The following is a 24,632-nucleotide window of genomic DNA, read 5'->3' on the forward strand; positions in this document are numbered from 1 at the left end:
TACCGCCGTTCCTCGAAGCACGTCGCACCCCGCAAGGATGCGTACAGTGCACCAGGCCATTGCCGCCTGGTTTGCGATTTGCCAATGCCGCGACGGGACCTTATGTCTGGTCACCCAGACTGGCAATGACGGCACCTATGGCGCGCGCTTTCCTCTTCGTTCTTGATTCTTTCGGCATTGGCGGCGCCGCCGATGCCGAACGCTATGGCGACGCCGGCTCGAACACATTCGGACATATCGCTGAAGGCTGCGCGGACGGCCGCGGCGATCGCGACGGCCTGCGCAAGGGACCGCTTCTGGTACCCAACATGGTTTCGCTCGGTCTCGGTCGCGCCGCGCAAACCGCAACCGGCTTCCGGTTCGACAGCAAGGCCGGCGCTGTATCAGCCTCCGCCTTCCATGGCGCCGCGCAGGAGATTTCGAGCGGCAAGGATACGCCGTCGGGTCACTGGGAAATCGCCGGCCTGCCGGTGCGCTTCGACTGGGGCTATTTCCCCGATACGGTGCCCGCCTTCCCTGCCGAACTGACTGAAGCGATGATCCGCGAGGGCAAGGTGCCGGGCATTCTCGGCAACTGCCATGCGCCGGGTACGGAGATCATCGAGCGCTTCGGCGAGGAGCACATCCGTACCGGCAAGCCGATCTGCTACACCTCGGTCGATTCTGTCCTGCAGATAGCAGCGCACGAGGTTCATTTCGGCCTGGAGCGGCTCTACGAGTTCTGCAGGACGGTGCGCCGGCTGGTCGACCCGCTGAAAATCGGACGGGTGATCGCACGGCCTTTCCTTGGCGAAACAACGGCCACCTTCGAGCGCACCTACAACCGCCATGACTACGCCGTGCCGCCGCCCGAGCCGACGCTGCTCGACCGGCTGACAGCGCGCGGAAGCCGGGTGATCGCGGTCGGCAAGATCGGCGACATCTTCGCCCACCGCGGTATCTCGGAAGTGCGCAAGGCGCCCGGCAACATGGCAATGTTCGACAAGGCGCTGGGCGCGATGGACGATGCCGGCGACGGCGACCTGGTGTTCGCCAATTTCGTCGACTTCGACACCGAGTTCGGCCATCGCCGCGACGTCGCCGGCTATGCGGCGGCGCTCGAAGCCTTCGACCGCCGGCTGCCCGAGGCGCTGGTGAAACTGAAGCCAGGCGATCTGCTCATCCTCACCGCTGATCATGGCAACGATCCGACATGGCGAGGCACCGACCACACGCGTGAACGCATCCCGGTTATTGGCGTCGCACCGGGTCTGACCGGCGGCGACATCGGGCTCAGGACCACCTTCGCCGATATCGGTGAGACCGTGGCCGAACATCTCAAGCTGGCGCGTGGCCGACACGGTACCTCCTTCCATGCGACGATAGGCAACCATGCCTGAACTACCTGAGGTCGAAACGGTCCGGCGTGGCCTTCAGCCGGTTCTGGAAGGCACGCGCATCGTGCGTGTCGAGGCGCGCCGGCCTGATCTCAGATTTCCATTTCCGGCGAAGTTTGCGCAGCGGCTGACCGGCAAGACCATTACCGCGCTTGGCCGCCGCGCCAAATATCTGACCATGCATCTGGACGGCGGTCCGGTGCTGATCTGCCATCTCGGCATGTCGGGCTCGTTTCGTATCGAAACCGCTGGCGACAGTGCGACGCCGGGCGCGTTCCATCACGAGCGCTCGAAGGATGCCAAGCACGACCATGTCGTGTTCCAAGTCGTGTCGCCAGCCGGCGTCCAATCCCGCGTGATCTTCAACGATCCGCGCCGCTTCGGCTTCATGCTGTTTGCGGAAGGGGTGGCCGACGCGCATCCAATGCTGGCGGGACTGGGTGTCGAACCGACCGGCAATGCGCTGGACGGCGTCCTGCTCGCCTCGCTGCTGAAGGGCCGCAGATCGCCGTTGAAAGCGGCTCTGCTCGACCAGAAGCTGATTGCCGGGCTCGGCAACATCTATGTGTCGGAGGCGCTGTGGCGTGCCGGCCTGTCGCCATTGCGCGAGGCGGGCACCATCGCCGGAACCGGCAAGAAGGCCAGGGAACAGAGTGACCGACTGGCCGAGGCAATCCGTTCGGTCATCGCCGATGCGATCGCCGCCGGTGGATCGTCGTTGCGCGACTATGTACAGACAGACGGGTCGCTGGGCTACTTCCAGCATTCTTTCGCGGTCTACGATCGCGAGGGTGAGCCCTGTCCGACGGCTGGCTGCCGCGGCCACATCGAGCGCATCGTGCAAACCGGCCGCTCGACCTTCTATTGCCGGACCTGTCAGCGGTGAGCTAGACCGGTCTCTTCAATGCGGAACGTGGAGGCCAGCCCATGAGCTATGAAACCATTATTGTGGAGACGCGCGGCAAGGTCGGCCTGATCACGCTGAATCGGCCCAAGGCGCTCAACGCGCTGAATGCCCAGGTGCTGTCGGACATATTGGCGGCGGCAAAGGGCTTCGATGCCGATCCCGACATCGGCGCCATTGTCATCACCGGTTCCGAGAAGGCCTTTGCGGCGGGCGCCGACATCAAGGAAATGCAGACCATCGCCTACGCCGACGCCTATGTGCAGGATCTTTTCGTCGGCTGGGAGGAATTCGCACGCACGCGCAAGCCGATGATCGCGGCTGTCGCCGGCTATGCTCTGGGCGGCGGCTGTGAGCTGGCGATGATGTGCGATTTCATCATTGCCGCCGACACGGCCAAGTTCGGTCAGCCCGAAATCACGCTCGGCGTCATTCCCGGCATGGGCGGGTCGCAACGGCTCACCCGCTTTGTCGGCAAGTCGAAGGCGATGGACATGTGCCTGACCGGGCGGATGATGGATGCCGCGGAGGCTGAGCGTTCCGGCCTGGTGTCGCGTGTCGTGCCGGCCGCCGAGTTGGTCGAGGAAGCGCTGAAGGCCGCGGCCCGGATCGCCGAATTTTCCCTGCCCTCGGTGATGATGGCCAAGGAGGCCATCAACCGCGCCTATGAGACGACGCTGGCCGAGGGTCTGCGCTTCGAGCGCCGGCTGTTCCACTCGCTGTTTGCGCTCGACGACCAGAAGGAAGGCATGGCGGCCTTTGCCGAGAAGCGGAAGCCGAATTTCACCAACCGCTAGCGTCAATGCGTTGGAGCGTGATGCCTGGACAAAACTTTCCCGTTTGTCCGAGAAAGCCGCTTCACAGGTTTCGGCATCATGCTCCGGCGGCAGAGGCCAAAAAGAAGCCAAAGCGGCGTTGACGTGCCGGGAAAGCTGAACTATAAGCCGCTCCAACCGAGGCGGCCGTTGGCTGCCCGTTTGTTTTTTGCGCCCTGCGGCATCCCGCATGCGCTCACCAGATCAGAAGAGAGGCACCATGGCCAATACCTCCTCGGCCAAAAAGGCAACGCGCAAGATCGCCCGCCGCGCAGCGATCAACAAGAACCGCCGCTCGCGCGTGCGCACCTATGTCCGCCAGGTCGAAGAGGCACTGGCTGCCGGCGACAAGGCAGCCGCGCTGGAAGCCTTCAAGACCGCAGAGCCGGAATTGATGCGCGCCGCGACCAAGGGCGTGATCCACAAGAATACGGCATCGCGCAAGGTGTCGCGTCTGGCTCACCGCCTCAAGGTACTTTCGGCCTGATCGACCGTTCCTGAACTGTCGTTCTTTCAAACCCGGCCAATCGCGCCGGGTTTTTTCGTTTGCCGGCAAGCACTTAAAAAAGAACGCCCGCAAACCGCGCCCGGCCTGTATTCCAGAGTTCGGAATGGTTTGCCGGCACATACACTGCCAGTGATCTTCCAATCCGCCGAAACGGCCCACGCCAATAAATTTGGCTGTCACAAATTACTGATATTTTTCAATGACTTGCTGGAAGTGATCCACAGCTTGTTCACATCGCCTGTGGGCGACAGGCGGCAAGTTGGTGTCAAGCGAATTATTTCAGAAAATTTCAAACCGCACAGCCATTTTCATATTCGCGGCAAAAGGGTTTGAATCACAATGGCTTTGTCAAAATCTGCGGTTCCAGGACGGGACCCGAACCCTTCATCAGTAACCAGATTCCTTAAAAATCCGTTAGACGTGGCCTTGCCCTATCCACAGCGATTTCGGTAAGGTCTGTCCATCGAAAGGGACGGGCCATTAGCCCATAACCCAGCCTGAATCGGCCAGCTCACAGTGGCGGAATTCATGACGCGGATCAATTCCGCGAACGGGTATGGTTTGTCTTTTCGATACGGTAGGGGACTGGCGTAATTTGTACATGGCAGATCGATGGCGCACCGGCGTTTTCGCCGGGTGGTGTCGCTTTGCCCGAACATGTCAGACGGACTGGCTTTAAGCAGCCGGGACCGATCCCTTGCTGACGAGGCAACGTCATCGCCGGCGGCGGCGGTGGTGTTGTAGCGAAGATACGGTCGTCGGAAACATGGGTGCAGGAGGCGCACTCCCGGCGGAAAAAGGTACAAAAGAACAAGGGACGCACAATCATGCAGAGCGGCATCGAGCGGGATCTTACGGGCGACCTGCCATTTCCTGGAACATTGGTCGGAGCGCACGACATGGCGGCTTCCAGCGACGCGGACCAGAAGTTCGACCGGGTCAGGGCCCAGTTGAAGGCGCGTCTGGGAACCGAGGTCTATTCGAGCTGGTTCGGGCGGATGAAGGTGGCGGAGGCTTCCCGGGGCATTGTACGCATCTCAGTGCCCACGGCCTTCCTGCGCTCGTGGATCAATGGCCACTATCTCGATCTCATCGCCGATCTGTGGAAGCACGAGGATCCAGAGGTCCTGAAGATCGAGATCGTGGTGCGCACCGCGACCCGTCCGGCACGCAATGGCGTCGAGCCCGAAGCCGTGCCTGCGCGCAAGATGACCAAGCAGACGCAGACCGCACTGGCGGCCGGAACGGCGGGTCCGGGCCGGGTGGAGCGGGCGCCCGCCCCTCGCCCCGGTACGCCGATCGAGGCCGAGTTCCGGCACAATGTGCTGGGGTCCCCGCTTGATCCGCGCTACACGTTCGGTTCCTTTATTGAAGGCCCTTCGAACCGGGTGGCGTTCGCTGCCGCCAAAGCGGTGGCGGAATCGCAGTCGAGCGCGGTGCGCTTCAATCCGCTGTTCCTCCATGCCACCGTCGGGCTCGGCAAGACGCACCTCTTGCAGGCGATCGCGGCGGAGTCGCTCAAACAGAATCCGAAATCGCGCGTCGTCTACCTGACGGCCGAATATTTCATGTGGCGCTTCGCCACCGCGATCCGCGACAACAATGCGCTGACGCTGAAGGAACAGCTGCGCGACATCGACCTGTTGATCATCGACGACATGCAGTTCCTGCAGGGCAAGTCGATCCAGCATGAATTCTGCCATCTCATCAACATGTTGCTCGACAGCGCCAAGCAGGTGGTGGTCGCCGCCGACCGGCCGCCGTCGGAACTGGAATCGCTGGAGCCGCGCGTGCGTTCGCGCCTCAACGGCGGTGTAGCGCTCGAAATGTCGGCGCCGGACTTCGCCATGCGCATCGGCATGCTCCAGCTGCGGCTTGCGACAGCCAAGGTCGACGATGCGTCGCTCGATATTTCTGAGGAGATCCTCAACCATGTCGCCCGCACCGTGACCGGCAGCGGGCGTGAACTGGAAGGCGCGTTCAACCAGCTTCTGTTCCGTCAGTCGTTCGAGCCGGCGATCACCATCGACCGCATCGATGAAATCCTCGGCCACATCTATCGCTCCGGCGAGCCGAAGCGGGTGCGCATCGAGGACATCCAGCGCATCGTGGCGCGCCATTACAATGTGTCGAAAACAGAGCTTCTGTCGAACAGGCGCACGCGCACCATCGTCAAGCCGCGGCAGGTCGCCATGTATCTGTCGAAGGTGATGACGCCGCGTTCGCTGCCGGAAATCGGCAGGCGTTTCGGCGGTCGCGATCACACCACGGTGCTGCATGCCGTGCGCAAGATCGAGGACCTTTCCGGCGTCGACAACACGCTGGCGCAGGAACTGGAACTGTTGCGCAGGCTGATCAACGACCAGGCCTGAGCGGCGCGATAGTACCCGGTTGGCAGGGTTCGCCAGCTTTATCCCCAGAAAGCCTGCGTAACCGGCGCGAACCGGTGGCGCAGGCTTGCGTTTATTGGCTTTTTCCTGTCAGTTTGCGTAGATTCTGAGCCTGTTCAGACCTTTCGCGGGGCGCCGCCCACTGGTGACCCGTTCATTCATTCAAGCGAGCCTGTTTCGTCATGCGTGTTATCCTGGAACGGTCAAATCTCCTGAAGTCGCTCAACCACGTTCATCGCGTGGTCGAACGGCGCAACACCATACCGATCCTGTCCAACGTGCTGCTCAGCGCCGAGGGCGCCAGCCTTGAAATGAAAGCCACCGACCTCGACCTCGAAGTGACCGAAGCGACACCAGCAAAGGTCGAGCGCGGCGGGGCGACGACGGTTCCGGCGCACCTGCTCTACGACATCGTCCGCAAGCTCGCCGACGGCGCCGAGGTGATGCTGAAGACCGACGAGGACGGCAACGCCATGACGGTGACGTCGGGCCGCTCGAGCTTTCGTCTGCAATGCCTGCCGCAGTCCGATTTCCCCGAGCTTTCGGCCGGATCCTTCTCGCATATCTTCCGGCTCGATTCCGTCGCCTTGAGAGGTCTGATCGAGAAGACGCAGTTCGCCATCTCCACCGAGGAGACGCGCTATTATCTGAACGGCATCTATCTGCACACGCATGAGACGGGCGGCAAGCTGAAGCTGCGCTCCGTGGCGACCGACGGCCACCGCCTGGCGCGCGCCGAAATCGACGCCCCGGCGAGGTCCGAGGGCATGCCGGGCATCATCATTCCGCGCAAGACCGTCAGCGAGTTGCAGAAGCTGGTCGACGATCCAGATGTCGCGGTGACCACCGAATTGTCCGACACCAAGATCCGCTTCACCATCGGCAGCGTGGTTTTGACCTCGAAGCTGATCGACGGCACCTTCCCAGACTATCAGCGCGTCATCCCGACCGGCAACGACAAGAAGCTGATCATTGACCGGCAAAGCTTCGCCGCCGCCGTCGATCGCGTCTCGACCATTTCCTCCGAACGCGGCCGCGCGGTGAAGCTTTCGATCACCGAAGGCCAGATCACGCTTGCGGTGAACAATCCGGATTCGGGCAGCGCCACCGAGGAACTGGCGGCCGATTATTCGTCCGACCCGATCGAGATCGGCTTCAACGCCAAATATCTGCTCGACGTCGCCGCGCAATTGACCGGCACGGAAGCGAAGTTCATGCTGGCCGATGCCGGCTCGCCGACGCTGATCCACGACATGGCCGACGAGACCGCACTCTACGTGCTGATGCCGATGCGGGTGTAGCCGCACTGCGGCTCAGCACTGCGCAACGATTGCGGCGACTTCTACAGGCGGATAGCGGTTGCCTCAGCCCAGCCATATAAGTAAGCTAACACTTACCAATTTCCGCAACTATGCGGCGCTGTCGATCGACCTTTCCCCGGGCGCAGTTGTATTTTCCGGCGACAATGGCGCCGGCAAGACCAATCTCCTGGAAGCCATTTCCCTGCTGACGCCAGGCCGCGGCCTGCGCCGCGCGCCCTATGCCGACGTTGCGCGCGAAGGTGGCGATGGCGGTTTTGCACTGCATGCAAGGCTAGACGGGCCTGAGGGTCAGGTCGAGATCGGCACCGGCATCACCGGTGGGGATGCCGCCGGTGAGGGCGGCCGCAAGGTGCGCATCAATGGCGCGCCTGCTCGCTCGGCCGACGCCATGCTGGAGTGGCTGCGCGTCGTCTGGCTGACACCAGCCATGGACGGCCTGTTTCCGGGACCCGCCGCCGACCGGCGGCGCTTTCTCGACCGGCTGGTGCTGGCGATCGATCCCGGCCACGGCCAGCGGGCGCTCGACTATGAAAAGGCGATGCGCGGCCGTAACCGTTTGCTTACAGAAGGCTCGCGTGACGGCGCATGGTTCGAGGCCATCGAGACGCAGATGGCAGAGACCGGCGTGGCGATCGCCGCCGCGCGTGCCGAACTTGTGCGCCTGCTCGCCGCCATGATCGACAGGCTGCCGTCCAGCGGGCCGTTTCCGCAAGCCGATATCAGTCTGTTCGGCGACCTGGAAAGCGATGTGGCCACTTCGCCAGCCGTCGACGTCGAGGAACGCTATCGCGCCGCCCTCGCCGATGGCCGCGAGCGCGACCGCGCCGCCGGACGCACGCTGGACGGTCCGCACCGTTCGGATCTTCTCGTGCGCCACCGCCCCAAGGCGATGCCGGCCGAACTCTGCTCGACCGGCGAGCAGAAGGCGTTGCTGGTGGGTATGGTGCTGTCGCATGCGAGGCTGACCGGCGAGATGTCGGGGATGACGCCGGTCCTGCTGCTCGACGAGATCGCCGCGCATCTCGACGCGGGCCGGCGCGCCGCGCTGTTCTCGATCCTGGAAGACCTGAATTGCCAGGCCTTCATGACCGGAACCGATGCGGCGCTGTTTTCCAGCCTGAGGGGACGCGCGCAGTTCCTCACGGTCGACCATGGCACGGTTGGACCAACAGTCTAAACCTTTGTTTATGCATGTCGTTGTCCCAAAACCGATACACACTTTTGGGCGACATGCATTAGGACCTGACAAGGTTTTTTACCCGCTATATGGTTCGGCAATGACCCCTGCCGCCCTGACCGACGAAGAGCTTGAGCGCTATGCGCGCCACATAGTGCTGCCCGAGATCGGCGGCGCCGGCCAGCAGAGGCTGAAGCGGGCTCGGGTGCTGGTCATCGGCGCCGGCGGCCTCGGCGCGCCGGTGCTGGAATATCTTGCTGCCGCCGGTGTCGGCACGCTCGGCATCGTCGACGACGACACCGTCTCGCTTTCCAATCTGCAACGGCAAGTAATCCACGCCACCGACACGATCGGCACGGCCAAGACCGAAAGCGCCAAAGCGGCCATCGCCCGCATCAATCCCCATGTCGCGGTGGAGCCGCACGATTTCAGGCTGACGGCCGACAATGCCGCTGCCCTCATTGCGCGCTACGACATCGTTGTCGACGGCTCCGACAATTTCGAGACGCGCTACGTCGTGGCCGATGCCTGTGCGGCGGAAAGGCGGCCGCTGGTGCATGCCGCCGTCGGCCGCTTCGACGGCTCGGTGACGGTGCTGATACCGTTCGAGACCGGCGCCGACGGCAGACCGAACCCGGGATATCGCGACCTCTTTCCCGAAGCGCCGCCGGAAGGGCTGGTACCCTCCTGCGCCGTTGCCGGCGTCGTCGGCGCGCTGACCGGCGTCATCGGCACGCTGCAGGCGATGGAAGCGATCAAGCTGATCACCGGCATCGGCGAACCGCTGGTCGGTCGGCTGCTTCTCTACGATGCGCTGTCGGCGCGTTTCGACACGATCCGCTACAAGAGAAGCTGAGCGCATGGATCAGTCCGCCGGTGTTTTGGTCACGCAGCCTGGCCCCGGCTTCGATCGCTGGGACGAACTGCTTGGCCTGATCATGCGGGCCTTCGCGCCGATGGACGGTGTCATCGACCCGCCCTCCTCGGCGCATCTGCTGAACGTAGAAAATCTAAGGGACAGGGCTGGCCGCGAGACGGTGTTCCTGGCTCTGCGGGACGGCCGGATCGCCGGCTGCGTTTTCGCTCTCGAGAGGACCGCCGATGTCTATGTCGGCAAGCTCGCCGTCGAGCCTGAATTTCAGGGGCAAGGCATCGGCGGGCAACTGATGCAGGCTGTCGAGGAATTTGCCGGCGGCCGCAACAAGTCCGCCATCGAACTCCAGACAAGGATCGAACTCACGGCAAATCACGCAACCTTTGACCGTCTCGGCTTTCGCGAAACCGCGCGCACCGCGCATCAGGGCTATGACCGGCCGACTTCGATCACCATGCGCAAGGAGCTCAAGTGAGCCTCGCCCTCAGCGCGCAGGAGCAGGCCGTCGCCTCCGGCCATGACGGGGCGGCGATGGCCATGCGCATCGTTGCCGAAAGTGCCGCGCTTCTCGGCGCGCCACGGCTTATCCCGATCGCCTCGGCGCACATAGACGGCGCGCTCTATCACGGCGATTCCGGCACGCTGTTTGCCGAAAGGCTGGTCGCGGGCGGCGCGCGCGTCGCCGTGCGTTCGACGCTCAATGTCGGCGCACTCGATTTAATGGGCTGCTCGCGCGTGCGCCTCGAAGAGCCGGCGCGCGGCATGGCGCGGCGGATGATGGAGGCCTACCGCAAACTGGGCTGCGAGCAGAGCTGGACCTGCGCGCCCTATCAGGCTGGCCATAGGCCAGCCCAGGGAACTGACGTCGCCTGGGGCGAATCCAACGCCGTTGTCTTCTGCAATTCGGTGCTGGGCGCGCGCACCAACCGTTACGGCGATTTCCTCGACATTGCCTGCGCCATATCCGGCCGCGCGCCGGATTGCGGCCTGCACCGCGTCGAGAACCGGCAGGCGCGGCTGGTGTTCGACGTCTCCGGCCTCTCCGTCTCTTTCCTTGGTTCGGAGATCGTATGGCCTGTGCTGGGCAGCCTCTATGGCCGCGAAGCCGGAAATGCGGTCGGCGTCGTCACCGGCGTATCCTGTCATCCCGGCGAGGATGCGCTGAAAGCTTTTGGCGCGGCGGCGGCATCGTCTGGCGCCGTCGGCCTGTTTCACATTGCCGGCGTGACACCCGAGGCGCCCGACGCTGCGACCATCCTGGCCGGCGGAAGGCCGGAAACGATGATCCGCGTCACGCCGGAAATGGCCACGAGGGCCCGTGCCAGCCTGTCCACAGCAGCCACGCAGACCGCCATCGATGCGGTGGCGATCGGCAGTCCGCACCTGTCTTCGGCCGAATTCGAAGCGCTGGAGCGGTTGATCGGTGGGCGGCGGCTTAGCGTGCCGATTTATGCCTGCACCGGCCGCCATGTGCTCGCCACACTGGAACAGAACGGCCGGCGCAAGACGCTCGAGGCAAGCGGCGTCCTCATCGTTGCCGACACCTGCGTGGTGGTGACGCCGATCCTGCCGGACCTAGCCGGCGGCGTGCTGATGACCAATTCGGGAAAATTTGCGCAATACGCGCCGGGCAATACTGGCTACGCCGTGCTTTATGGCTCGCTGGCCGACTGCGTCGAAAGCGCGGTTGCCGGCAAGCCACGATTTACGGATATCGCCGCATGAGCACCGTCGCCGAAATCCTGGTGCCGGGCAGCGGTGGCGAAGGCGAAGCACTGGTGCTGACCGCGCCGATCAGCTTCTGGGGCGGCGTGGACCCGATGAGCGGTCACATCGCCGATGTCCGCCACCCGCAGCATGGCGAGCCCGTTTCGGGCCGCGTGCTGTTCCTGCCGGGCACGATCGGCTCGTCCTCGGCCTCCGCTGTGCTGCTGGAGCTCGTCCACAATGGCCATGCGCCGGCTGCACTCGTGCTGCATGAGCCGGACGCCATCCTGCTGCTCGGTCTTATCGTCGCCCGTGAAATGGGCTGGGAAACGCCGATGGCAGTGCGGCTCGGTCGGGATCAATTCGACCTTTTTCGAGGCGGCCGAGTGGCTGTCGGCGATGATGGGTCGATCGCGCCACGCGCCGGCATCCCGGAGGGAACGGCATGAGCGTCCTCATTCGCCCGGCGGCCAAAAACGACGCGCTCCATGTCGCCGCTTTCGTCGACATCGCCGGCCATGGCATCGATCTCGACAGTTGGATCAGAAACAGCGGCGAGGATCATGCGGTACTGGAGGCGGCACGCCAGGCCGCATCCGCCGACGCGAACTCGCCATTCCATTTCTCCAAGTCCTGGCTGGCCGAGGTCGGGGGGACGGTAGCCGCCGGATTGGTCGGGGAGTTGCTTGAAAAGAACGAGGACTATCCGGCGCAGATCTCGCCAGCCCTCGTGCCCCTGATCACCCTGGAAACACGACTCATCGGCTACTGGTCGATCCTCGCGATTGCCACCTATCCGGAATTCCGCGGCGAAGGCCTGGCAACGCGACTGCTTTCCCATGCCGGAGACCTGGCCAGCTCAGTCGGAGCAAAAGGCTTGTGCCTGACCGTCGAAGACGCGAACATTGCCGCGATTGCTATCTATGAAAGGCTCGGTTTCCGTGTCGCCGACAAGCTTCCCTGGGTTGCCTATCGCGGCAGGAGCGGCCCGCGCGAATGGGTCATGATGAAGCGGGATTTCTAGGTCCTGAGCGGCAACACGCGGTCCGGCGGGCGGTGGCCGTCGACGAAGGCGCGGATGTTGATGATGACCTTCTCGCCCATGTCGATTCGGCCTTCGAGCGTCGCCGAGCCCATATGTGGCAACAGCACCACTTTGTTCTTGGCCGCCAGCTTCAGCAGTTTTGAGTTCAGCGCCGGTTCGTGCTCGTAGACGTCGAGCCCCGCGCCGGCGATCTTGCCGTCCTGGATCAGCTTGACCAGAAACTCCTCGTCGATGATGTCGCCGCGCGCGGTGTTGACGATGTAAGCGGTGGGCTGAAGCAGCGCCAGCCGGCGCGCCGACAGGAGATGAAAGGTCGCCGGGGTGGACGGGCAATTGACCGAGATGATGTCCATGCGGGCAAGCATCTGGTCGAGGCTTTCCCAATAGGTCGCCTCCAGCTCTTCCTCGACCGCCGGCAGCACGCGATGGCGGTTATGGTAGTGGATCGACAGGCCGAACGCCTTGGCACGCCTGGCGACGGCGGTGCCGATGCGGCCCATGCCGACAATGCCAAGCCGCTTGCCCCAGATGCGTCGGCCGAGCATCCATGTCGGCGACCAACCGGCCCATTTCTTGTCGCTGGTCAGCACGGCGGCGCCTTCCGCCAGCCGGCGCGGCACCGCCAGCATCAGCGCCATGGTCATGTCGGCGGTGTCTTCGGTCAACACGTTCGGCGTATTGGTGACGGTGATGCCTTTCCTGGCCGCCGCCTCCACGTCGATCTTGTCGACGCCATTGCCGAAATTGGCGATCAGCTTGAGATTGTCGCCGGCCTGGGCGATCAGCGCCGCGTCGATCTGGTCGGTGATGGTCGGCACCAGCACGTCGGCTTCCTTGATCGCCGCGACCAGCTCCGGCTGTGTCATCGGCCTGTCCTCGACATTCAGCCTGGCGTCGAAGAGTTCGCGCATGCGGGTCTCGACCGGATCGGGGAGCTTGCGTGTGATGACGACGAGAGGCCGTTTTTTGCCTGCCATTGTTTCCTCGAACCCGATCTCGTTGAGACCTCTTTAACCAAGACAGGCGAAACTGAATACCGGTCGCGGTGCCTGCCACTCCTGTAACAAGCGGTGCCGCCGAAGACAAAGAAAAAGGGGCGCCGAGGCCAAAGGGCACGCGCCGAAAGGAACGAAAGTGTCTGGTTTCGCGTCGCTTCGCCTGGTCCTCAGCGCAGCGCTTCTCGGCGCTCTCCTGCATTCCCCGCACGCCGCGGCGCAAGGTGCCGCGGCACCTGTGCAGACGGTCACGCTCGGCCCGAGCGGCCTGCCGCTGCCGCGTTTCGTCAGTCTGAAATCGGCCCGCGTCAACTCGCGCGTCGGCCCCGGCGCCAACTATTCCGTCGACTGGATGTACACCAAGGCCGGCCTGCCGATGGAAATCATCCAGGAATTCGACACCTGGCGACGCGTGCGCGATGCCGACGGTTCAGAAGGCTGGATCAACCAGTCGCTGCTGTCAGGCCGCCGCACAGCGATCGTGGCGCCCTGGCAGCGCGGCAAGGGTGGCCGAATCAATTTGCTCGACGATGCGGACAAGGACGCCAGCGTCGTCGCCATCATCGAGCCCGGCGTGACGGGCACGATCAAAACCTGCGACGGTCAGTGGTGCGAAATGACCTTCGACGGCCATACCGGCTGGATCGCCCAGTCGCAGGTGTGGGGCGCCTATCCCGGCGAACACGTCAAGAACTGAGATTGCTGGAAAGGTCGCCTAACGGCCAATGCGGCCGAGATGGGTGTCCTGGAAGCCGCTCGCCAACTTCAAGCCGTAGCCGAGCGCGCGGTCGACGGCGATGTGAATGATCCAGATCAGACCAATCGCGATCGCCGTCGAGTTGGCAAGGATGTGTCCGGCGAGCGCCAGCAGCAGCGGGACAATCAGGATGTGCAAGGCATTGTAGGCGATGGCGCCGACGCGCGGCCCGGCAAAGTAGCCGAGCATCGACAGGTCAGGCGCCAGGATGAGCAGGGCAAACAGCCACCAGGAAACACCTGAGACGGCATAAAAGACAACAGCCACCGCGGCGATCGTTATCCATTCCAGCCGGACCGCCAGATCTAGTGCTTTCATTGAGGTGCTGCTCAGATGCTGCGTTTCGGGCGCAGCCGCACCACGATGTCGACATTGGCAATTTCCATGCCTGCGGGTGGCTCCGGCAGGTTGGAGACTGTCACCGGGCCGCTTTCGATGTCGAAAACCCGGTTTTCACCTTCGATGTAGAAATGATGGTGATCGGAGGTGTTGGTGTCGAAATAGGTCTTGGAGCCCTCGACCGCCAGGATGCGCAGCAGGCCGGCCTGGGTGAACTGGTGCAGGGCGTTGTAGACGGTGGCAAGCGAGACCGGCACACCGGCAGCGATCGCCTCCTCATGCAGCTCTTCGGCCGACAAATGGCGGTCGCCCTTGGCAAACAGCAGATCGGCCAGCGCGATGCGCTGGCGTGTCGGCCTTAGGCCGGCTTCGCGAACCCGCTTGTCCACAGCGACATTTTCCTTCCGGCAGCCCAGATCCATCAATCCGTCCAAGCCCACAGTTCTGCCTCAAGACACGCCCAGAGTGGCAAAAAAACGTCAACCGCCGAAACTGGATGCCTCTCGACATATATTCTGTTGGCCGAATGCGATCAATAGCGCGCATTGACCCGGGCAGACGGGCGGGTTAAGCGCAAACGCCGGTTTCCGGCTCGAAATGGATTGTGTTAGGAAACCAACGACAAGGGCGCCCACCGCCCTGGACTATCATGGGGACGAGATTGATGGCGGGTTCAAAATCCAGCTACGGTTATGAGGAATTGCTGGCCTGTGCCCGCGGCGAGCTGTTCGGGCCCGGCAACGCCCAGTTGCCCTACCCGCCGATGCTGATGTTCGACCGCATCACCGAAATCAGCGAGACCGGCGGCGCCCACGACAAGGGCTTCATCCGCGCCGAATTCGACATCAAGCCGGACCTGTGGTTCTTCGCCTGCCATTTCATCGGCAATCCGATCATGCCGGGGTGCCTGGGCCTCGACGCGATGTGGCAGTTGACGGGGTTCTACCTCGGCTGGCTCGGCGAACCAGGCAAGGGCATGGCGCTGTCGACCGGCGAAGTGAAGTTCAAGGGCATGGTGACGCCGTCGGTCAAGAAGGTCGAATACGGCATCGATTTCAAGCGCGTCATGCGCGGGCGCCTGGTGCTCGGCATCGCCGATGGTTGGCTTAAGGCCGACGGCGAACCCATATACGCGGCGACGGACCTCAAGGTGGGGCTGTCCAAGCAATCGGCCGCCTGACCGGCGCCACTGCAGCAGGGCGTTTCCCGAAACGCGCAATGACGCTGCAGCACTTTGATTTTGCGTATGATCGCCGACGAAAACCGACTACGGTTTCGGGATCATCCGCTGGAAGGAGTTGCGAATGAGAAGGGTCGTCGTCACAGGCCTCGGCATCGTATCGTCGATCGGCAACAATGCCAACGAGGTGCAATCCTCGCTCTACGATGCCAAATCCGGCATCAGCTTCTCCGATTCCTTCGCCGAACACGGCTTCCGCTGCCAGGTCTGGGGCGCGCCGACGCTCGACCCGTCGGCCATGATCGACCGCCGCGCCATGCGCTTCCTGAGCCAGGGCGCTGCCTGGAATCATGTCGCAATGGACCAGGCGATCGCCGATGCGGGGCTTGACGAAAGCGACGTCACCAATGAGCGCACCGGCATCGTCATGGGCTCGGGCGGCCCCTCGACCCGCACCATCGTCGAGGCGGCCGAGATCACGCTCAAGAACAAAAGTCCGAAACGCATCGGTCCGTTCGCGGTGCCGAGGGCGATGTCGTCGACCGCTTCGGCGACGCTCGCCACCTGGTTCAAGATCCACGGCGTCAATTATTCGATCTCGTCGGCCTGTTCGACCTCCGCGCATTGCATCGGCAATGCCTACGAACTGATCCAGTGGGGCAAGCAGGACGTGATGTTTGCCGGCGGCCATGAAGACCTCGACTGGACGATGTCGGATCTGTTCGATGCCATGGGCGCGATGTCGTCCAAATTCAATGACAAGGCGTCAACCGCGTCTCGCGCCTATGACGCCAATCGCGATGGCTTCGTCATCGCCGGCGGCGCGGGCGTCCTCATCCTGGAGGAACTCGAACACGCCAAGGCGCGTGGCGCCAAGATCTATGCCGAGATCGTCGGCTACGGCGCGACGTCGGACGGCTACGACATGGTGGCGCCGTCGGGGGAAGGCGCGGTTCGCTGCATGCGCCAGGCGCTGGCGACCGTGTCGACGCCGGTCGACTACATCAACACCCACGGCACCTCGACGCCGGTCGGCGATTCCCGAGAGATGGGCGCCATCCGCGAGGTGTTCGGCGACAAGATGCCGTTCATTACCTCGACCAAGTCGCTGACCGGCCATTCGCTGGGTGCGGCCGGCGTGCAGGAATCGATCTACTCGATCCTGATGATGCAGGGCGGCTTCATCGGCGAGAGCGCCCATATCGAAAACCTCGATCCGGAATTCGAGGGCATGCCGATTGTGCGCCAGCGTATCGACGACGCCAGGATCGACACGGTTTTGTCCAATTCGTTCGGTTTCGGTGGCACCAACGCAACGCTGATTTTCCAGCGCTATTCCGCATAAGGATTTGCCGGGCATGGACGGACTGATGAAGGGCAAGCGTGGGCTTGTCATGGGCGTCGCCAATGATCATTCGATCGCCTGGGGCATCGCCAAGAAGCTGTCCGAGCATGGGGCAGACCTCGCCTTCACCTATCAGGGCGACGCCTTCGGGCGCCGCGTCAAGCCGCTCGCCGAGAAGCTCGGGGCGTCACTGGTCGTGCCATGCGACGTCGAGGACAGCGCATCGGTCGTGGCCACCTTCGAGACACTCGGCAAGGAATGGGGCGGGCTCGACTTCGTCGTGCACGCCATCGGCTTTTCCGACAAGAACGAGCTCAAGGGGCTCTACGCCGATACCAGCCGCGACAACTTCGTCCGCACCATGGTCATCTCCTGCTATTCCTTCACCGAGATCGCCCGCCATGCTGCCCCGCTGATGAGCGACGGCGGCGCGATGATCACGCTGACCTATGCCGGCTCCGTCCGCGTCATGCCGAACTACAACGTCATGGGAGTCGCCAAGGCCGGGCTGGAAGCCAGCGTGCGCTATCTCGCCAATGATTACGGCCCGCGCGGCATCAGGGTGAACGGCATATCGGCGGGGCCGGTGCGCACACTGGCCGGCGCCGGGATTTCGGACGCGCGGCACATGTACTCCTACCAGCAGCGAAACTCGCCGCTGCGCCGCACCGTGACCATCGACGAGGTCGGCGGCTCGGCGCTCTATCTTTTGTCCGACCTCTCGTCAGGCGTCACCGGCGAGATCCATTATGTCGATTCCGGTTATCACATCGTGTCGATGCCAACACTCGATGAGTTGAAGCAGACCGACAGCGGACGCGATTAGAGCTGTTCCATCCCGATGGGATCGGGGTGGGCTCTATCTCTTTGGTTAAGCATGATCTCCGGACAAACGGTTCCCGCTTGCCCCGGGGAAAAGCTGAGACCGCCTTTCGCGATAAAGCTCTGGTTTCTTCCGGTAAAATTAGATGCATTGGCGGAAACCCATTTTAAGGAGATACGTGCTATAAGTCCTATGGCTAGAGCATTGTGCGTTCTTTCTGGGCGCAAGGGATGCTTTAGGATTCATGAATTCTCGTGTGATCTTTCCGGAAAAGTCGTGTTGATTTTTGGGATCATGCAACAGGGACTGAGCAATGCCTGCTGTCAGCAACCCGAAGCGAACACCTGTGTTCCGACTGCTCACCGTCGCCGCCTCGGGCCTTGGCAGTTTCGTTCTCGGGCTCTGGGGTCTCAAGTTCGGTTTCGGTGACGGCTTTGCCGGCATGCAGGCGGGAACCATGGTCGGCATCGCGTCGGCCCTGTGCGCGCTAGCCGCCGCCGGTGCGGCCCTGTCCTTCTTCGCCGGCGTCGATGAATCGGTGGATTACGTCTTCAACGAAACCCATTTCGACAAGCTGACCGGGCTTTTGTCGCGGCCGGCCATGGTTGGCAAGATTGCCGACGCGGCGTCGGCGACGATAAAGACCGGCGAGCCGGTGTTCCTCATCGATATCGACATCGACCGCTTCAAGCAGATCAACGACGCTATCGGCTACAGCCATGGCGACGAACTGATAAGTGCCTTCACCAAGCGGCTGAGGGCCTCCATGCCTGAAGGCACGGTGATGGGGCGCATCGGCGCCGGCGAATTCGCCGTCCTCGTGTCGGAACATGAGATCCAGGGATCGATGGAAGCCACTGTCGAAACCCTGATCGAGGAGATGCTCAAGCCCTATCAGCTCGATTCCCACCTGCAATCGATCGGCCTGTCAGTGGGTATCGTGGCGATGCCGAAGGACGGCATCGATCCGGTCCTCATCCTGCGTCGTTCCAACCTGGCGCTGCAGAATGCCCGCGCGGGCGGAGTGGGCAACTGGTCGGTCTTCCATTCCGACATGGGCCAGGTCGCCGACTACCGCCACTGGGTCGAATCCGAGCTGCACATTGCTTTCGACCGCGGCGATTTCGACCTTCACTACCAGCCGCAGCTCGACCTGCCGAGCGGCCGCATCGTCGGCTACGAGGCGCTGATCCGCTGGAAGCATCCTGAACGCGGCATGATCCCGCCGATGGAGTTCATTCCGATCGCCGAAGAGACCGGCATGATCCACCCGATCGGCAATTGGGTGCTGCACAAGGCCTGCAGCGACGCCCGCCATTTGCCCGAGGACTGTTTCGTTGCCGTCAACATCTCGCCGGTCCAGTTCATGACCAAGGATTTCGTCGGTATCGTGCGTGACACTATGGCCAGCACCGGCATCAAGCCGTCAAGGCTGGAGCTCGAATTGACCGAGACGGCGATGATGCAGGACCGCGACCGCGCCGCCATCATCCTGCAACAGCTTGCCGACATGGGCATTTCAGTGGCCGTCGACGATTTCGGCACCGGCTATTCCAACCTGAGCTATCTGATCGACTTCGCCTTCGGCAAGCTGAAGATCGATCGCTCCTTCATCAGCCGCATGGACACTGATTCCAATTCGGGTGCCGTCGTCTCGACCATCGTCGGTCTGTCACGGGCGCTTGGTGTCGGCATCATCGCCGAAGGCGTCGAGACCGAGAACCAGGCGACGCTCCTGCGGGCGGCCGGCTGCGAGATGGTGCAAGGCTATCTGTTCGGCAGGCCGGCGCCACTCAGGATCAAGCCCGGCGAGATCAGAGCGACCATTCCCGTCCACGAGCCGGCGCGCATCGTCAGCATGCATTGAGGCAGGCTGGCGTCTCAACGGCGCGCGGCAAAGACCTTGAACATGCCATCGCGGGCAAGTTCGGCATGGCTGGAGAAGACGGCCTTCAGAACCGGTTCGTAAGGCAGCTGACGATTTGCCACCATGAACAGCCGCCCGCCAGGCTTCAGCGCTTTGCCCGCCGCCTGGATCATGCCGGCGCCGATTTCGGGCTCGGCAGCCCGGCTGCGATGAAAGGGCGGGTTCATGACGATGGCATCATAGCGCCGCTCGACCGGCTCGTTCAGCAGATCTATCCAGAAGAAGCCTGGCTCGAAGCCGGTCTGGCCGACATTGCCCTTCGCCGCCTCCAGCGCGTCGAAATCCGCTTCGTAGAGGTCGAGCCCCGTGACACCAGGTGAGCGGGCTGCAACTTCGACTGCGAGATAGCCCCAGCCGGCGCAAAAATCGGCGATGTGGCCGTGCAGGTCTTTGGGCAGGTTATCGACAAGAAGTTTCGAACCGGCGTCGATGCGGTCGAAGGAGAACATGCCGGGCGCTGTGCGGAAGCGGCCCTCGATCAGCGCGGCAGGGTTGGCGGTCCGGAGTTTTTCCGCAGCGGCCACATCGACAGGACGGCGAAGCCAGAAGGCAATGCCGTGATGCTTCGGCATATGCCCTTCGAGCGGGACAAGCTCGTCGATGCGCTTGCGCAGGCTGTCGATGCCGTCCTCTTTTCCACCGGCGATGACGATGAGCCTCCCGGGTGCGACGCGTGCGATTGCCTCGGCAAGGCGCATCTCGTTCTGGCCGCGATGGCGGCCGGCAAGCACGAGGGCAGCATCGAATGCATCGCCTTCAGGCTGCGGCGTCACCTTGTGGCCGGCACGCTCCAGGGCGCGGAAATGCGGCCGGAAACCTTGCACGAGATGGAGCGCCGCCTCGAAGCCTTCAGGCAAGCGGAAACCAGGTTCCGCGCCCAGGAACAGGACACGTTCGCCCTTTTGCGGCAGAGGGAGCGCCTCGGCTTCGAAGGGATGGAACAGTGTCTTCAGCGGCTCAGCGGCCATTCTTGCTCTCTTTGTTTTGACGCAAATTCCCAAGGGAAAGCGCGACGCGCTTTTCCCGGGAAAACCGCTCACACTTTTCCTGAAATTGCTCCAAACGAAAACGGGCGCGACCTATGCCGCGCCCGTTTCAATGTCACTATCAGACCGCTCAGGCGGCGTTTTCTTCGCCTTCGGCCTTCTTGTCGCGGGCGATTTCCTTGCCGGTGGCCTGGTCGACGACCTTCATCGACAGGCGGACCTTGCCGCGCTCGTCGAAGCCCATCAGCTTGACCCAGACCTTGTCGCCTTCCTTGACGACGTCCGAGGTCTTGGCGACCCGGTCGTTGGCAAGCTGCGAGATGTGGACGAGGCCGTCACGCGGACCGAAGAAGTTGACGAAAGCGCCGAAGTCGGCGGTCTTGACGACCGTGCCTTCGTAGATCTCGCCGACTTCCGGCTCGGCGACGATGGTGTGGATCCACTTCTTGGCCGCCTCGATCTCCTTGGCGTTGGCCGAAGCGATCTTGACCGTGCCGTCATCCTCGATGTTGATCTTGGCGCCGGTCTTCTCAACGATCTCGCGGATGACCTTGCCGCCGGAGCCGATAACGTCGCGGATCTTGTCGGTCGGGATATGCATGACCTCGATGCGCGGCGCGAACTCACCGAGTTCGGGGCGGGCGCCGGTCAGGGCATGCGCCATCTCGCCAAGGATATGCTGGCGGCCATCCTTGGCCTGATCCAGCGCGATCTTCATGATCTCCTCGGTGATGCCCTCGATCTTGATATCCATCTGCAGCGAGGTGATGCCATTGGCAGTGCCGGCGACCTTGAAGTCCATGTCGCCAAGGTGATCTTCGTCACCCAGGATGTCGGAGAGGACCGCGAAGCGCTCGCCTTCCTTGATCAGGCCCATGGCGATACCGGCGACGGGCTTGGCCAGCGGAACGCCGGCATCCATCAGCGCCAGCGAGGTGCCGCAAACGGTCGCCATCGACGACGAGCCGTTGGACTCGGTGATCTCCGAGACGACGCGCAGCGTATAGGGGAACTGGTCAGCGCTCGGCAGCATCGGGCGGATGGCGCGCCAGGCGAGCTTGCCGTGGCCGATTTCGCGGCGGCCCGGCGAACCCATGCGGCCGGTCTCACCGACGGAATAGGGAGGGAAGTTGTAGTGAAGGAGGAACTTCTCCTTGTACATGCCGGTCAGCGAATCGACATACTGCTCGTCCTCGCCGGTGCCGAGCGTTGCAACGACCAGCGCCTGGGTCTCGCCGCGGGTAAACAGCGCCGAACCGTGGGTGCGCGGCAAAACGCCGACTTCGGAGACGATCTTGCGGACCGTCTTGAGGTCACGGCCGTCGATGCGCGAGCCGGTGTCGAGGATGTTCCAGCGCACGACCTTGGCCTGCAGTTCCTTGAACACCGAGCCGATCTGCTCGGACGTGTACTTGACGTCTTCGCCTTCGGCCGGGGCAAACGCTGCCTTGACCTTGGCCTTGACGGCGTCGACGGCGGCGTAGCGCTTCTGCTTGTCGACGTTCTTGTAGGCGTTGCTAAGCTCGTCGCCGACGATCTTCAGCATCTCGGCTTCAAGCGCGGAATAATCCGGCGCAGTGAAATCGCGCGGCTCCTTGGCGGCAACTTCGGCCAGCTTGATGATGGCGTCGATAACCGGCTGGAAGCCCTTGTGGCCGAACATGACGGCGCCGAGCATCAGCTCTTCGCCGAGTTCCTTGGCTTCGGACTCGACCATCAGAACGGCGTCGGCGGTGCCGGCGACAACGAGGTCGAGCTTGGATTCCTGCATCTCGTCGACATGCGGGTTGAGCACATATTCGCCGTTGATGTAGCCGACGCGGGCGCCGCCGACCGGGCCCATGAAGGGGACGCCCGAGAGCGTCAGAGCGGCCGAGGTGGCGACGATCGACAGTATGTCCGGATCGTTTTCGAGATCATGCTGGACGACGGTGACGACGATCTGGGTGTCGTTCTTGTAGCCGTCGGCGAAGAGCGGGCGGATCGGGCGGTCGATCAGGCGGGAAACCAGCGTTTCCTTTTCGCTCGGACGGCCTTCGCGCTTGAAGTAGCCGCCCGGGATCTTGCCGGCGGCATAGGTCTTTTCCTGGTAGTTGACGGTCAGGGGGAAGAAATCGAGGCCTGGCTTCGGCTCCTTCATCGAGACGACCGTGGCGAGAACCTTGGTCTCGCCGTAGGTCGCGAGCACCGCGCCGTCAGCCTGACGCGCAATCTTGCCGGTTTCCAGGATGAGCGGACGGCCGCCCCATTCGATTTCCACTTTGTGGTGATTGAACATGTCTTGTCCTTAATAAGCGGAAAGGGCCGCGCCGTTTCACGGTGCGGGGATGCCCTTTCCCTGGCTTCCTTTCTCGGGCAGCCACGGGCAAGACAACGGGAAGCTCGGGTAAATTTCGGCGCTGGTCAGCGCACGAGCGTCCTGCAATCCTGCCCCATGACCGTCCATGGGCGGTTTCGAGTGGCCCTCTGCACGCTCGAAACCGGGTCTGGCCAATCGATACGACTGGCAGAATGCGCGACCGGCGGGCTCTCCCAGGGAAAGCCCGCCGGTCAATTCGTCAACGGCGCAGACCGAGCTTCTCGATCAGCGTCTGATAGCGCGCGTCGTCCTTGCGCTTGAGATAATCAAGCAGGCTGCGGCGCTGGGAGACGAGAGCGAGCAGACCACGGCGGGAATGGTTATCCTTCTTGTGGTCCTTGAAGTGGTCGGTCAGGTTCTTGATGCGCTCGGAAAGGATGGCCACCTGGACTTCCGGAGACCCGGTATCGCCCTTGGCGGTTGCGAATTCACCCATCAATTCCTTTTTGCGCTCGGCAGTAATCGACATCGTGTTTTTCCTTATCTGTTTGAGGAAACGGGTCGCCCTCAGCCGGGATGTCGTCCAGCAGGGGCCGGTGCAAGCAACGCGACATGGCGCGATGCTGCGGCGCATATAGGGCAATTCCCCGGAAAACACCAGCCCGATTCATAAAGCCGGCTTGTCGCAGGCTTTTTGCTGGGGAATCCAAGATTTCCCTGATGCTGGACGCCTATAACCACTTCTTGCTTTTGAAGAAGACGATCAGGCCGGCAGCAACGGCCAGCATGAACAGCAGCGAAGCCGGGTAGCCATAATAGGCTTTCAGTTCCGGCATGTTCCATGGCGAGCTTTCGGGGTCGAAATTCATCCCCCAGATACCAACCAGGAAGGTGAGCGGCATGAAGATCACCGAGACGATGGTGAGATAGGAAATGACATCGTTGGTGCGCGCCTGGCTCAGCGACAGATGCATTTCGATCAGGCCGGTCAGCATGTCGCGCTGGTTCTCGACCAGCTCGATCAGCCGCAATGCGTGGTCGAGCGTGTCGTTGAAGAAGATCTTCGTCTCGGCCTTCACGTAGGGCACATCATTGCGGATCAGCGTCGCCAGCGCATCGCGCATCGGCCACAGCACGCCCTTGAGCACATTGGCATCGCGCCGCAATTCGTGCAGCTGGCGCATCTGATGCTTGTGCGGCGTGTTGAGCATCTCGTCCTCGATGCCATCGACTTCCTCGCTAGCGGCCTCGATCGGCGGGAAATAGCTGTCGACGATGGAGTCGATGAGCGCATAGGCCAGATAGTCGGCGCCGCGCGACCGCAAGCGGTTGGGCAGCGCCGCAGCGATGCGCTTGCGCACGGGGTCGAACGGATCGCCTTCGCGCTCCTGGAAGGTGACGACGAAATTCTTGCCGAAGAACACCGCGATCTGCTCGTAGCGATGCACCTTGACGTCGTCGATCATGCGCATGACGACGAAGGCGTGGTCTTCGAAGAAGTCGACCTTCGGCCGCTGGCCGGTGTTGACCACGTCTTCCAGAGCCAGCGGATGCAGGTTGAAAATCCTGCCGATCTCCTCGATCAGCTGGATGTTGGCGAGCCCGGTGCAGTCCAGCCAGACGACCGGCCAGTTGTCGCAATGGGTGTTGAGATCATCGATGCTGGCTTGTTCGATGGTCTTGTATTTTTCCGGCGAGATCAGTGTCAGCCGGAGCTCGGAGCGGCGCGCCGCCGGATCGGCAATCAGCGTGCCCGGCGAGGCGCCGACCGGCGGCCGCCGCGTTTTCACCGGCGCCCGCTTCTCCACCGCCTCAGCCTTTGCCATCTGCCCCTCGGATGTAACCTCGACGTAAAACTAGACG

At 62.8% G+C, this 24,632-nt stretch carries 24 protein-coding genes; 17 read left to right on the forward strand and 7 right to left on the reverse strand.

Going from position 1 to position 24,632, the window contains the following annotated elements; all coding sequences use genetic code 11:
* Positions 1-137: 137 nt before the first annotated feature.
* The 12 genes from ACWGTI_RS16330 to ACWGTI_RS16385 all read left to right on the forward strand — a co-directional run bounded on the left by ACWGTI_RS16330 (position 138) and on the right by ACWGTI_RS16385 (position 12,097).
* A complete protein-coding gene (locus tag ACWGTI_RS16330; RefSeq protein ID WP_454588059.1) occupies positions 138-1,379 on the forward strand; it encodes a phosphopentomutase in 1,242 nt (413 codons plus the stop codon).
* Complete coding sequence (gene mutM / locus ACWGTI_RS16335) at positions 1,372-2,262, forward strand: bifunctional DNA-formamidopyrimidine glycosylase/DNA-(apurinic or apyrimidinic site) lyase (protein ID WP_454588060.1); 891 nt, start codon at positions 1,372-1,374, stop codon at positions 2,260-2,262. Before ACWGTI_RS16330 ends, mutM begins: the two co-directional genes overlap by 8 nt.
* 41 nt (positions 2,263-2,303) lie before the next feature.
* Positions 2,304-3,077, forward strand: coding sequence for an enoyl-CoA hydratase (locus ACWGTI_RS16340; protein WP_454588061.1), 774 nt, complete (start codon positions 2,304-2,306; stop codon positions 3,075-3,077).
* 238 nt (positions 3,078-3,315) lie between these two features.
* Positions 3,316-3,582, forward strand: a complete 267-nt coding sequence (rpsT, locus tag ACWGTI_RS16345) for a 30S ribosomal protein S20 (protein ID WP_023681995.1) — start codon at positions 3,316-3,318, stop codon at positions 3,580-3,582.
* A gap of 848 nt (positions 3,583-4,430) precedes the next feature.
* The gene (gene dnaA / locus ACWGTI_RS16350; protein ID WP_454588062.1) at positions 4,431-5,975 is read left to right on the forward strand and encodes a chromosomal replication initiator protein DnaA; all 1,545 of its coding nucleotides are present in this window, start codon (positions 4,431-4,433) and stop codon (positions 5,973-5,975) included.
* 200 nt (positions 5,976-6,175) lie between these two features.
* Positions 6,176-7,294: a DNA polymerase III subunit beta gene (gene dnaN / locus ACWGTI_RS16355; RefSeq protein ID WP_454588063.1), complete on the forward strand. Its 1,119-nt coding sequence runs from the start codon at positions 6,176-6,178 to the stop codon at positions 7,292-7,294.
* A gap of 58 nt (positions 7,295-7,352) precedes the next feature.
* Positions 7,353-8,492 (forward strand): DNA replication/repair protein RecF, encoded by a 1,140-nt coding sequence (gene recF / locus ACWGTI_RS16360; RefSeq protein WP_454588064.1) that lies wholly within the window; start codon positions 7,353-7,355, stop codon positions 8,490-8,492.
* A 100-nt stretch (positions 8,493-8,592) separates the two neighbouring features.
* Positions 8,593-9,348: a molybdopterin-synthase adenylyltransferase MoeB gene (locus ACWGTI_RS16365; protein ID WP_454588065.1), complete on the forward strand. Its 756-nt coding sequence runs from the start codon at positions 8,593-8,595 to the stop codon at positions 9,346-9,348.
* A gap of 4 nt (positions 9,349-9,352) precedes the next feature.
* A complete protein-coding gene (locus tag ACWGTI_RS16370; RefSeq protein ID WP_454588066.1) occupies positions 9,353-9,841 on the forward strand; it encodes a GNAT family N-acetyltransferase in 489 nt (162 codons plus the stop codon).
* A complete protein-coding gene (locus tag ACWGTI_RS16375; protein WP_454588067.1) occupies positions 9,838-11,091 on the forward strand; it encodes an aconitase X in 1,254 nt (417 codons plus the stop codon). The genes ACWGTI_RS16370 and ACWGTI_RS16375 overlap by 4 nt, the downstream gene beginning before the upstream one ends.
* Complete coding sequence (locus tag ACWGTI_RS16380; RefSeq protein ID WP_454588068.1) at positions 11,088-11,522, forward strand: aconitase X swivel domain-containing protein; 435 nt, start codon at positions 11,088-11,090, stop codon at positions 11,520-11,522. The genes ACWGTI_RS16375 and ACWGTI_RS16380 overlap by 4 nt, the downstream gene beginning before the upstream one ends.
* Positions 11,519-12,097, forward strand: a complete 579-nt coding sequence (locus tag ACWGTI_RS16385; protein WP_454588069.1) for a GNAT family N-acetyltransferase — start codon at positions 11,519-11,521, stop codon at positions 12,095-12,097. Before ACWGTI_RS16380 ends, ACWGTI_RS16385 begins: the two co-directional genes overlap by 4 nt.
* On the opposite strand, the gene ACWGTI_RS16390 is transcribed toward ACWGTI_RS16385, so the two are convergent.
* On the reverse strand, positions 12,094-13,095 hold the full coding sequence (locus ACWGTI_RS16390) for a 2-hydroxyacid dehydrogenase (RefSeq protein ID WP_454588070.1): 1,002 nt from the start codon (positions 13,093-13,095) through the stop codon (positions 12,094-12,096). The two genes, ACWGTI_RS16385 and ACWGTI_RS16390, sit on opposite strands and share 4 nt — an antisense overlap.
* Positions 13,096-13,252: 157 nt before the next feature.
* On the opposite strand from ACWGTI_RS16390, the gene ACWGTI_RS16395 reads away from it, so the two are divergent.
* Entirely contained in the window at positions 13,253-13,810 is a 558-nt protein-coding gene (locus ACWGTI_RS16395; protein WP_454588071.1) for an SH3 domain-containing protein, read from the forward strand.
* A gap of 18 nt (positions 13,811-13,828) precedes the next feature.
* On the opposite strand, the gene ACWGTI_RS16400 is transcribed toward ACWGTI_RS16395, so the two are convergent.
* Together ACWGTI_RS16400 and irrA are read right to left on the reverse strand one after the other, a co-directional pair.
* A complete protein-coding gene (locus tag ACWGTI_RS16400; protein WP_454588072.1) occupies positions 13,829-14,188 on the reverse strand; it encodes a DUF4260 domain-containing protein in 360 nt (119 codons plus the stop codon).
* Between the two features lie 11 nt (positions 14,189-14,199).
* Positions 14,200-14,631, reverse strand: a complete 432-nt coding sequence (gene irrA / locus ACWGTI_RS16405) for an iron response transcriptional regulator IrrA (RefSeq protein WP_454588073.1) — start codon at positions 14,629-14,631, stop codon at positions 14,200-14,202.
* Between the two features lie 242 nt (positions 14,632-14,873).
* On the opposite strand from irrA, the gene fabA reads away from it, so the two are divergent.
* The 4 genes from fabA (at position 14,874) to ACWGTI_RS16425 (ending at position 19,424) form a co-directional block, all read left to right on the forward strand.
* Entirely contained in the window at positions 14,874-15,389 is a 516-nt protein-coding gene (gene fabA, locus ACWGTI_RS16410; protein ID WP_023669566.1) for a 3-hydroxyacyl-[acyl-carrier-protein] dehydratase FabA, read from the forward strand.
* A 124-nt stretch (positions 15,390-15,513) separates the two neighbouring features.
* Positions 15,514-16,734: a beta-ketoacyl-ACP synthase I gene (gene fabB / locus ACWGTI_RS16415; protein ID WP_454588074.1), complete on the forward strand. Its 1,221-nt coding sequence runs from the start codon at positions 15,514-15,516 to the stop codon at positions 16,732-16,734.
* A gap of 13 nt (positions 16,735-16,747) precedes the next feature.
* Positions 16,748-17,560 (forward strand): enoyl-ACP reductase FabI, encoded by an 813-nt coding sequence (gene fabI / locus ACWGTI_RS16420; RefSeq protein WP_454588075.1) that lies wholly within the window; start codon positions 16,748-16,750, stop codon positions 17,558-17,560.
* Between the two features lie 310 nt (positions 17,561-17,870).
* The gene (locus tag ACWGTI_RS16425; RefSeq protein WP_454588076.1) at positions 17,871-19,424 is read left to right on the forward strand and encodes a putative bifunctional diguanylate cyclase/phosphodiesterase; all 1,554 of its coding nucleotides are present in this window, start codon (positions 17,871-17,873) and stop codon (positions 19,422-19,424) included.
* A gap of 14 nt (positions 19,425-19,438) precedes the next feature.
* Here ACWGTI_RS16425 and ACWGTI_RS16430 read toward each other — a convergent pair whose 3' ends face one another.
* The 4 genes from ACWGTI_RS16430 to corA form a co-directional block, all read right to left on the reverse strand.
* Positions 19,439-20,452: a class I SAM-dependent methyltransferase gene (locus tag ACWGTI_RS16430; protein WP_454588077.1), complete on the reverse strand. Its 1,014-nt coding sequence runs from the start codon at positions 20,450-20,452 to the stop codon at positions 19,439-19,441.
* 148 nt (positions 20,453-20,600) lie between these two features.
* The gene (gene pnp, locus ACWGTI_RS16435) at positions 20,601-22,748 is read right to left on the reverse strand and encodes a polyribonucleotide nucleotidyltransferase (RefSeq protein WP_454588078.1); all 2,148 of its coding nucleotides are present in this window, start codon (positions 22,746-22,748) and stop codon (positions 20,601-20,603) included.
* 280 nt (positions 22,749-23,028) lie between these two features.
* Positions 23,029-23,403, reverse strand: a complete 375-nt coding sequence (gene rpsO, locus ACWGTI_RS16440) for a 30S ribosomal protein S15 (RefSeq protein ID WP_281401875.1) — start codon at positions 23,401-23,403, stop codon at positions 23,029-23,031.
* 97 nt (positions 23,404-23,500) lie between these two features.
* Positions 23,501-24,595 carry a magnesium/cobalt transporter CorA gene (corA, locus tag ACWGTI_RS16445; RefSeq protein ID WP_454588079.1) on the reverse strand — a complete coding sequence of 365 codons (1,095 nt, stop codon included), beginning with the start codon at positions 24,593-24,595 and terminating at the stop codon, positions 23,501-23,503.
* Positions 24,596-24,632 lie beyond the last annotated feature (37 nt).

The sequence above is a fragment of the Mesorhizobium sp. ArgA1 genome, assembly GCF_053714375.1.

What these genes read in the sequence shown, in the direction of transcription:
- dnaA (WP_454588062.1), top strand. Translation starts at nt 4,431, where the DNA reads ATGCAGAGCGGCATCGAGCGGGATCTTACGGGCGACCTGCCATTTCCT.
- ACWGTI_RS16370 (WP_454588066.1), top strand. Translation starts at nt 9,353, where the DNA reads ATGGATCAGTCCGCCGGTGTTTTGGTCACGCAGCCTGGCCCCGGCTTC.
- ACWGTI_RS16385 (WP_454588069.1), top strand. Translation starts at nt 11,519, where the DNA reads ATGAGCGTCCTCATTCGCCCGGCGGCCAAAAACGACGCGCTCCATGTC.
- rpsO (WP_281401875.1), bottom strand. Translation starts at nt 23,403, where the DNA reads ATGCGCCGCAGCATCGCGCCATGTCGCGTTGCTTGCACCGGCCCCTGC.
- ACWGTI_RS16380 (WP_454588068.1), top strand. Translation starts at nt 11,088, where the DNA reads ATGAGCACCGTCGCCGAAATCCTGGTGCCGGGCAGCGGTGGCGAAGGC.
- ACWGTI_RS16330 (WP_454588059.1), top strand. Translation starts at nt 138, where the DNA reads ATGGCGCGCGCTTTCCTCTTCGTTCTTGATTCTTTCGGCATTGGCGGC.
- corA (WP_454588079.1), bottom strand. Translation starts at nt 24,595, where the DNA reads ATGGCAAAGGCTGAGGCGGTGGAGAAGCGGGCGCCGGTGAAAACGCGG.
- pnp (WP_454588078.1), bottom strand. Translation starts at nt 22,748, where the DNA reads ATGTTCAATCACCACAAAGTGGAAATCGAATGGGGCGGCCGTCCGCTC.
- ACWGTI_RS16340 (WP_454588061.1), top strand. Translation starts at nt 2,304, where the DNA reads ATGAGCTATGAAACCATTATTGTGGAGACGCGCGGCAAGGTCGGCCTG.
- ACWGTI_RS16365 (WP_454588065.1), top strand. Translation starts at nt 8,593, where the DNA reads ATGACCCCTGCCGCCCTGACCGACGAAGAGCTTGAGCGCTATGCGCGC.
- fabI (WP_454588075.1), top strand. Translation starts at nt 16,748, where the DNA reads ATGGACGGACTGATGAAGGGCAAGCGTGGGCTTGTCATGGGCGTCGCC.
- fabB (WP_454588074.1), top strand. Translation starts at nt 15,514, where the DNA reads ATGAGAAGGGTCGTCGTCACAGGCCTCGGCATCGTATCGTCGATCGGC.
- mutM (WP_454588060.1), top strand. Translation starts at nt 1,372, where the DNA reads ATGCCTGAACTACCTGAGGTCGAAACGGTCCGGCGTGGCCTTCAGCCG.
- rpsT (WP_023681995.1), top strand. Translation starts at nt 3,316, where the DNA reads ATGGCCAATACCTCCTCGGCCAAAAAGGCAACGCGCAAGATCGCCCGC.
- ACWGTI_RS16430 (WP_454588077.1), bottom strand. Translation starts at nt 20,452, where the DNA reads ATGGCCGCTGAGCCGCTGAAGACACTGTTCCATCCCTTCGAAGCCGAG.
- ACWGTI_RS16390 (WP_454588070.1), bottom strand. Translation starts at nt 13,095, where the DNA reads ATGGCAGGCAAAAAACGGCCTCTCGTCGTCATCACACGCAAGCTCCCC.
- fabA (WP_023669566.1), top strand. Translation starts at nt 14,874, where the DNA reads ATGGCGGGTTCAAAATCCAGCTACGGTTATGAGGAATTGCTGGCCTGT.
- dnaN (WP_454588063.1), top strand. Translation starts at nt 6,176, where the DNA reads ATGCGTGTTATCCTGGAACGGTCAAATCTCCTGAAGTCGCTCAACCAC.
- ACWGTI_RS16400 (WP_454588072.1), bottom strand. Translation starts at nt 14,188, where the DNA reads ATGAAAGCACTAGATCTGGCGGTCCGGCTGGAATGGATAACGATCGCC.
- ACWGTI_RS16425 (WP_454588076.1), top strand. Translation starts at nt 17,871, where the DNA reads ATGCCTGCTGTCAGCAACCCGAAGCGAACACCTGTGTTCCGACTGCTC.
- irrA (WP_454588073.1), bottom strand. Translation starts at nt 14,631, where the DNA reads ATGGATCTGGGCTGCCGGAAGGAAAATGTCGCTGTGGACAAGCGGGTT.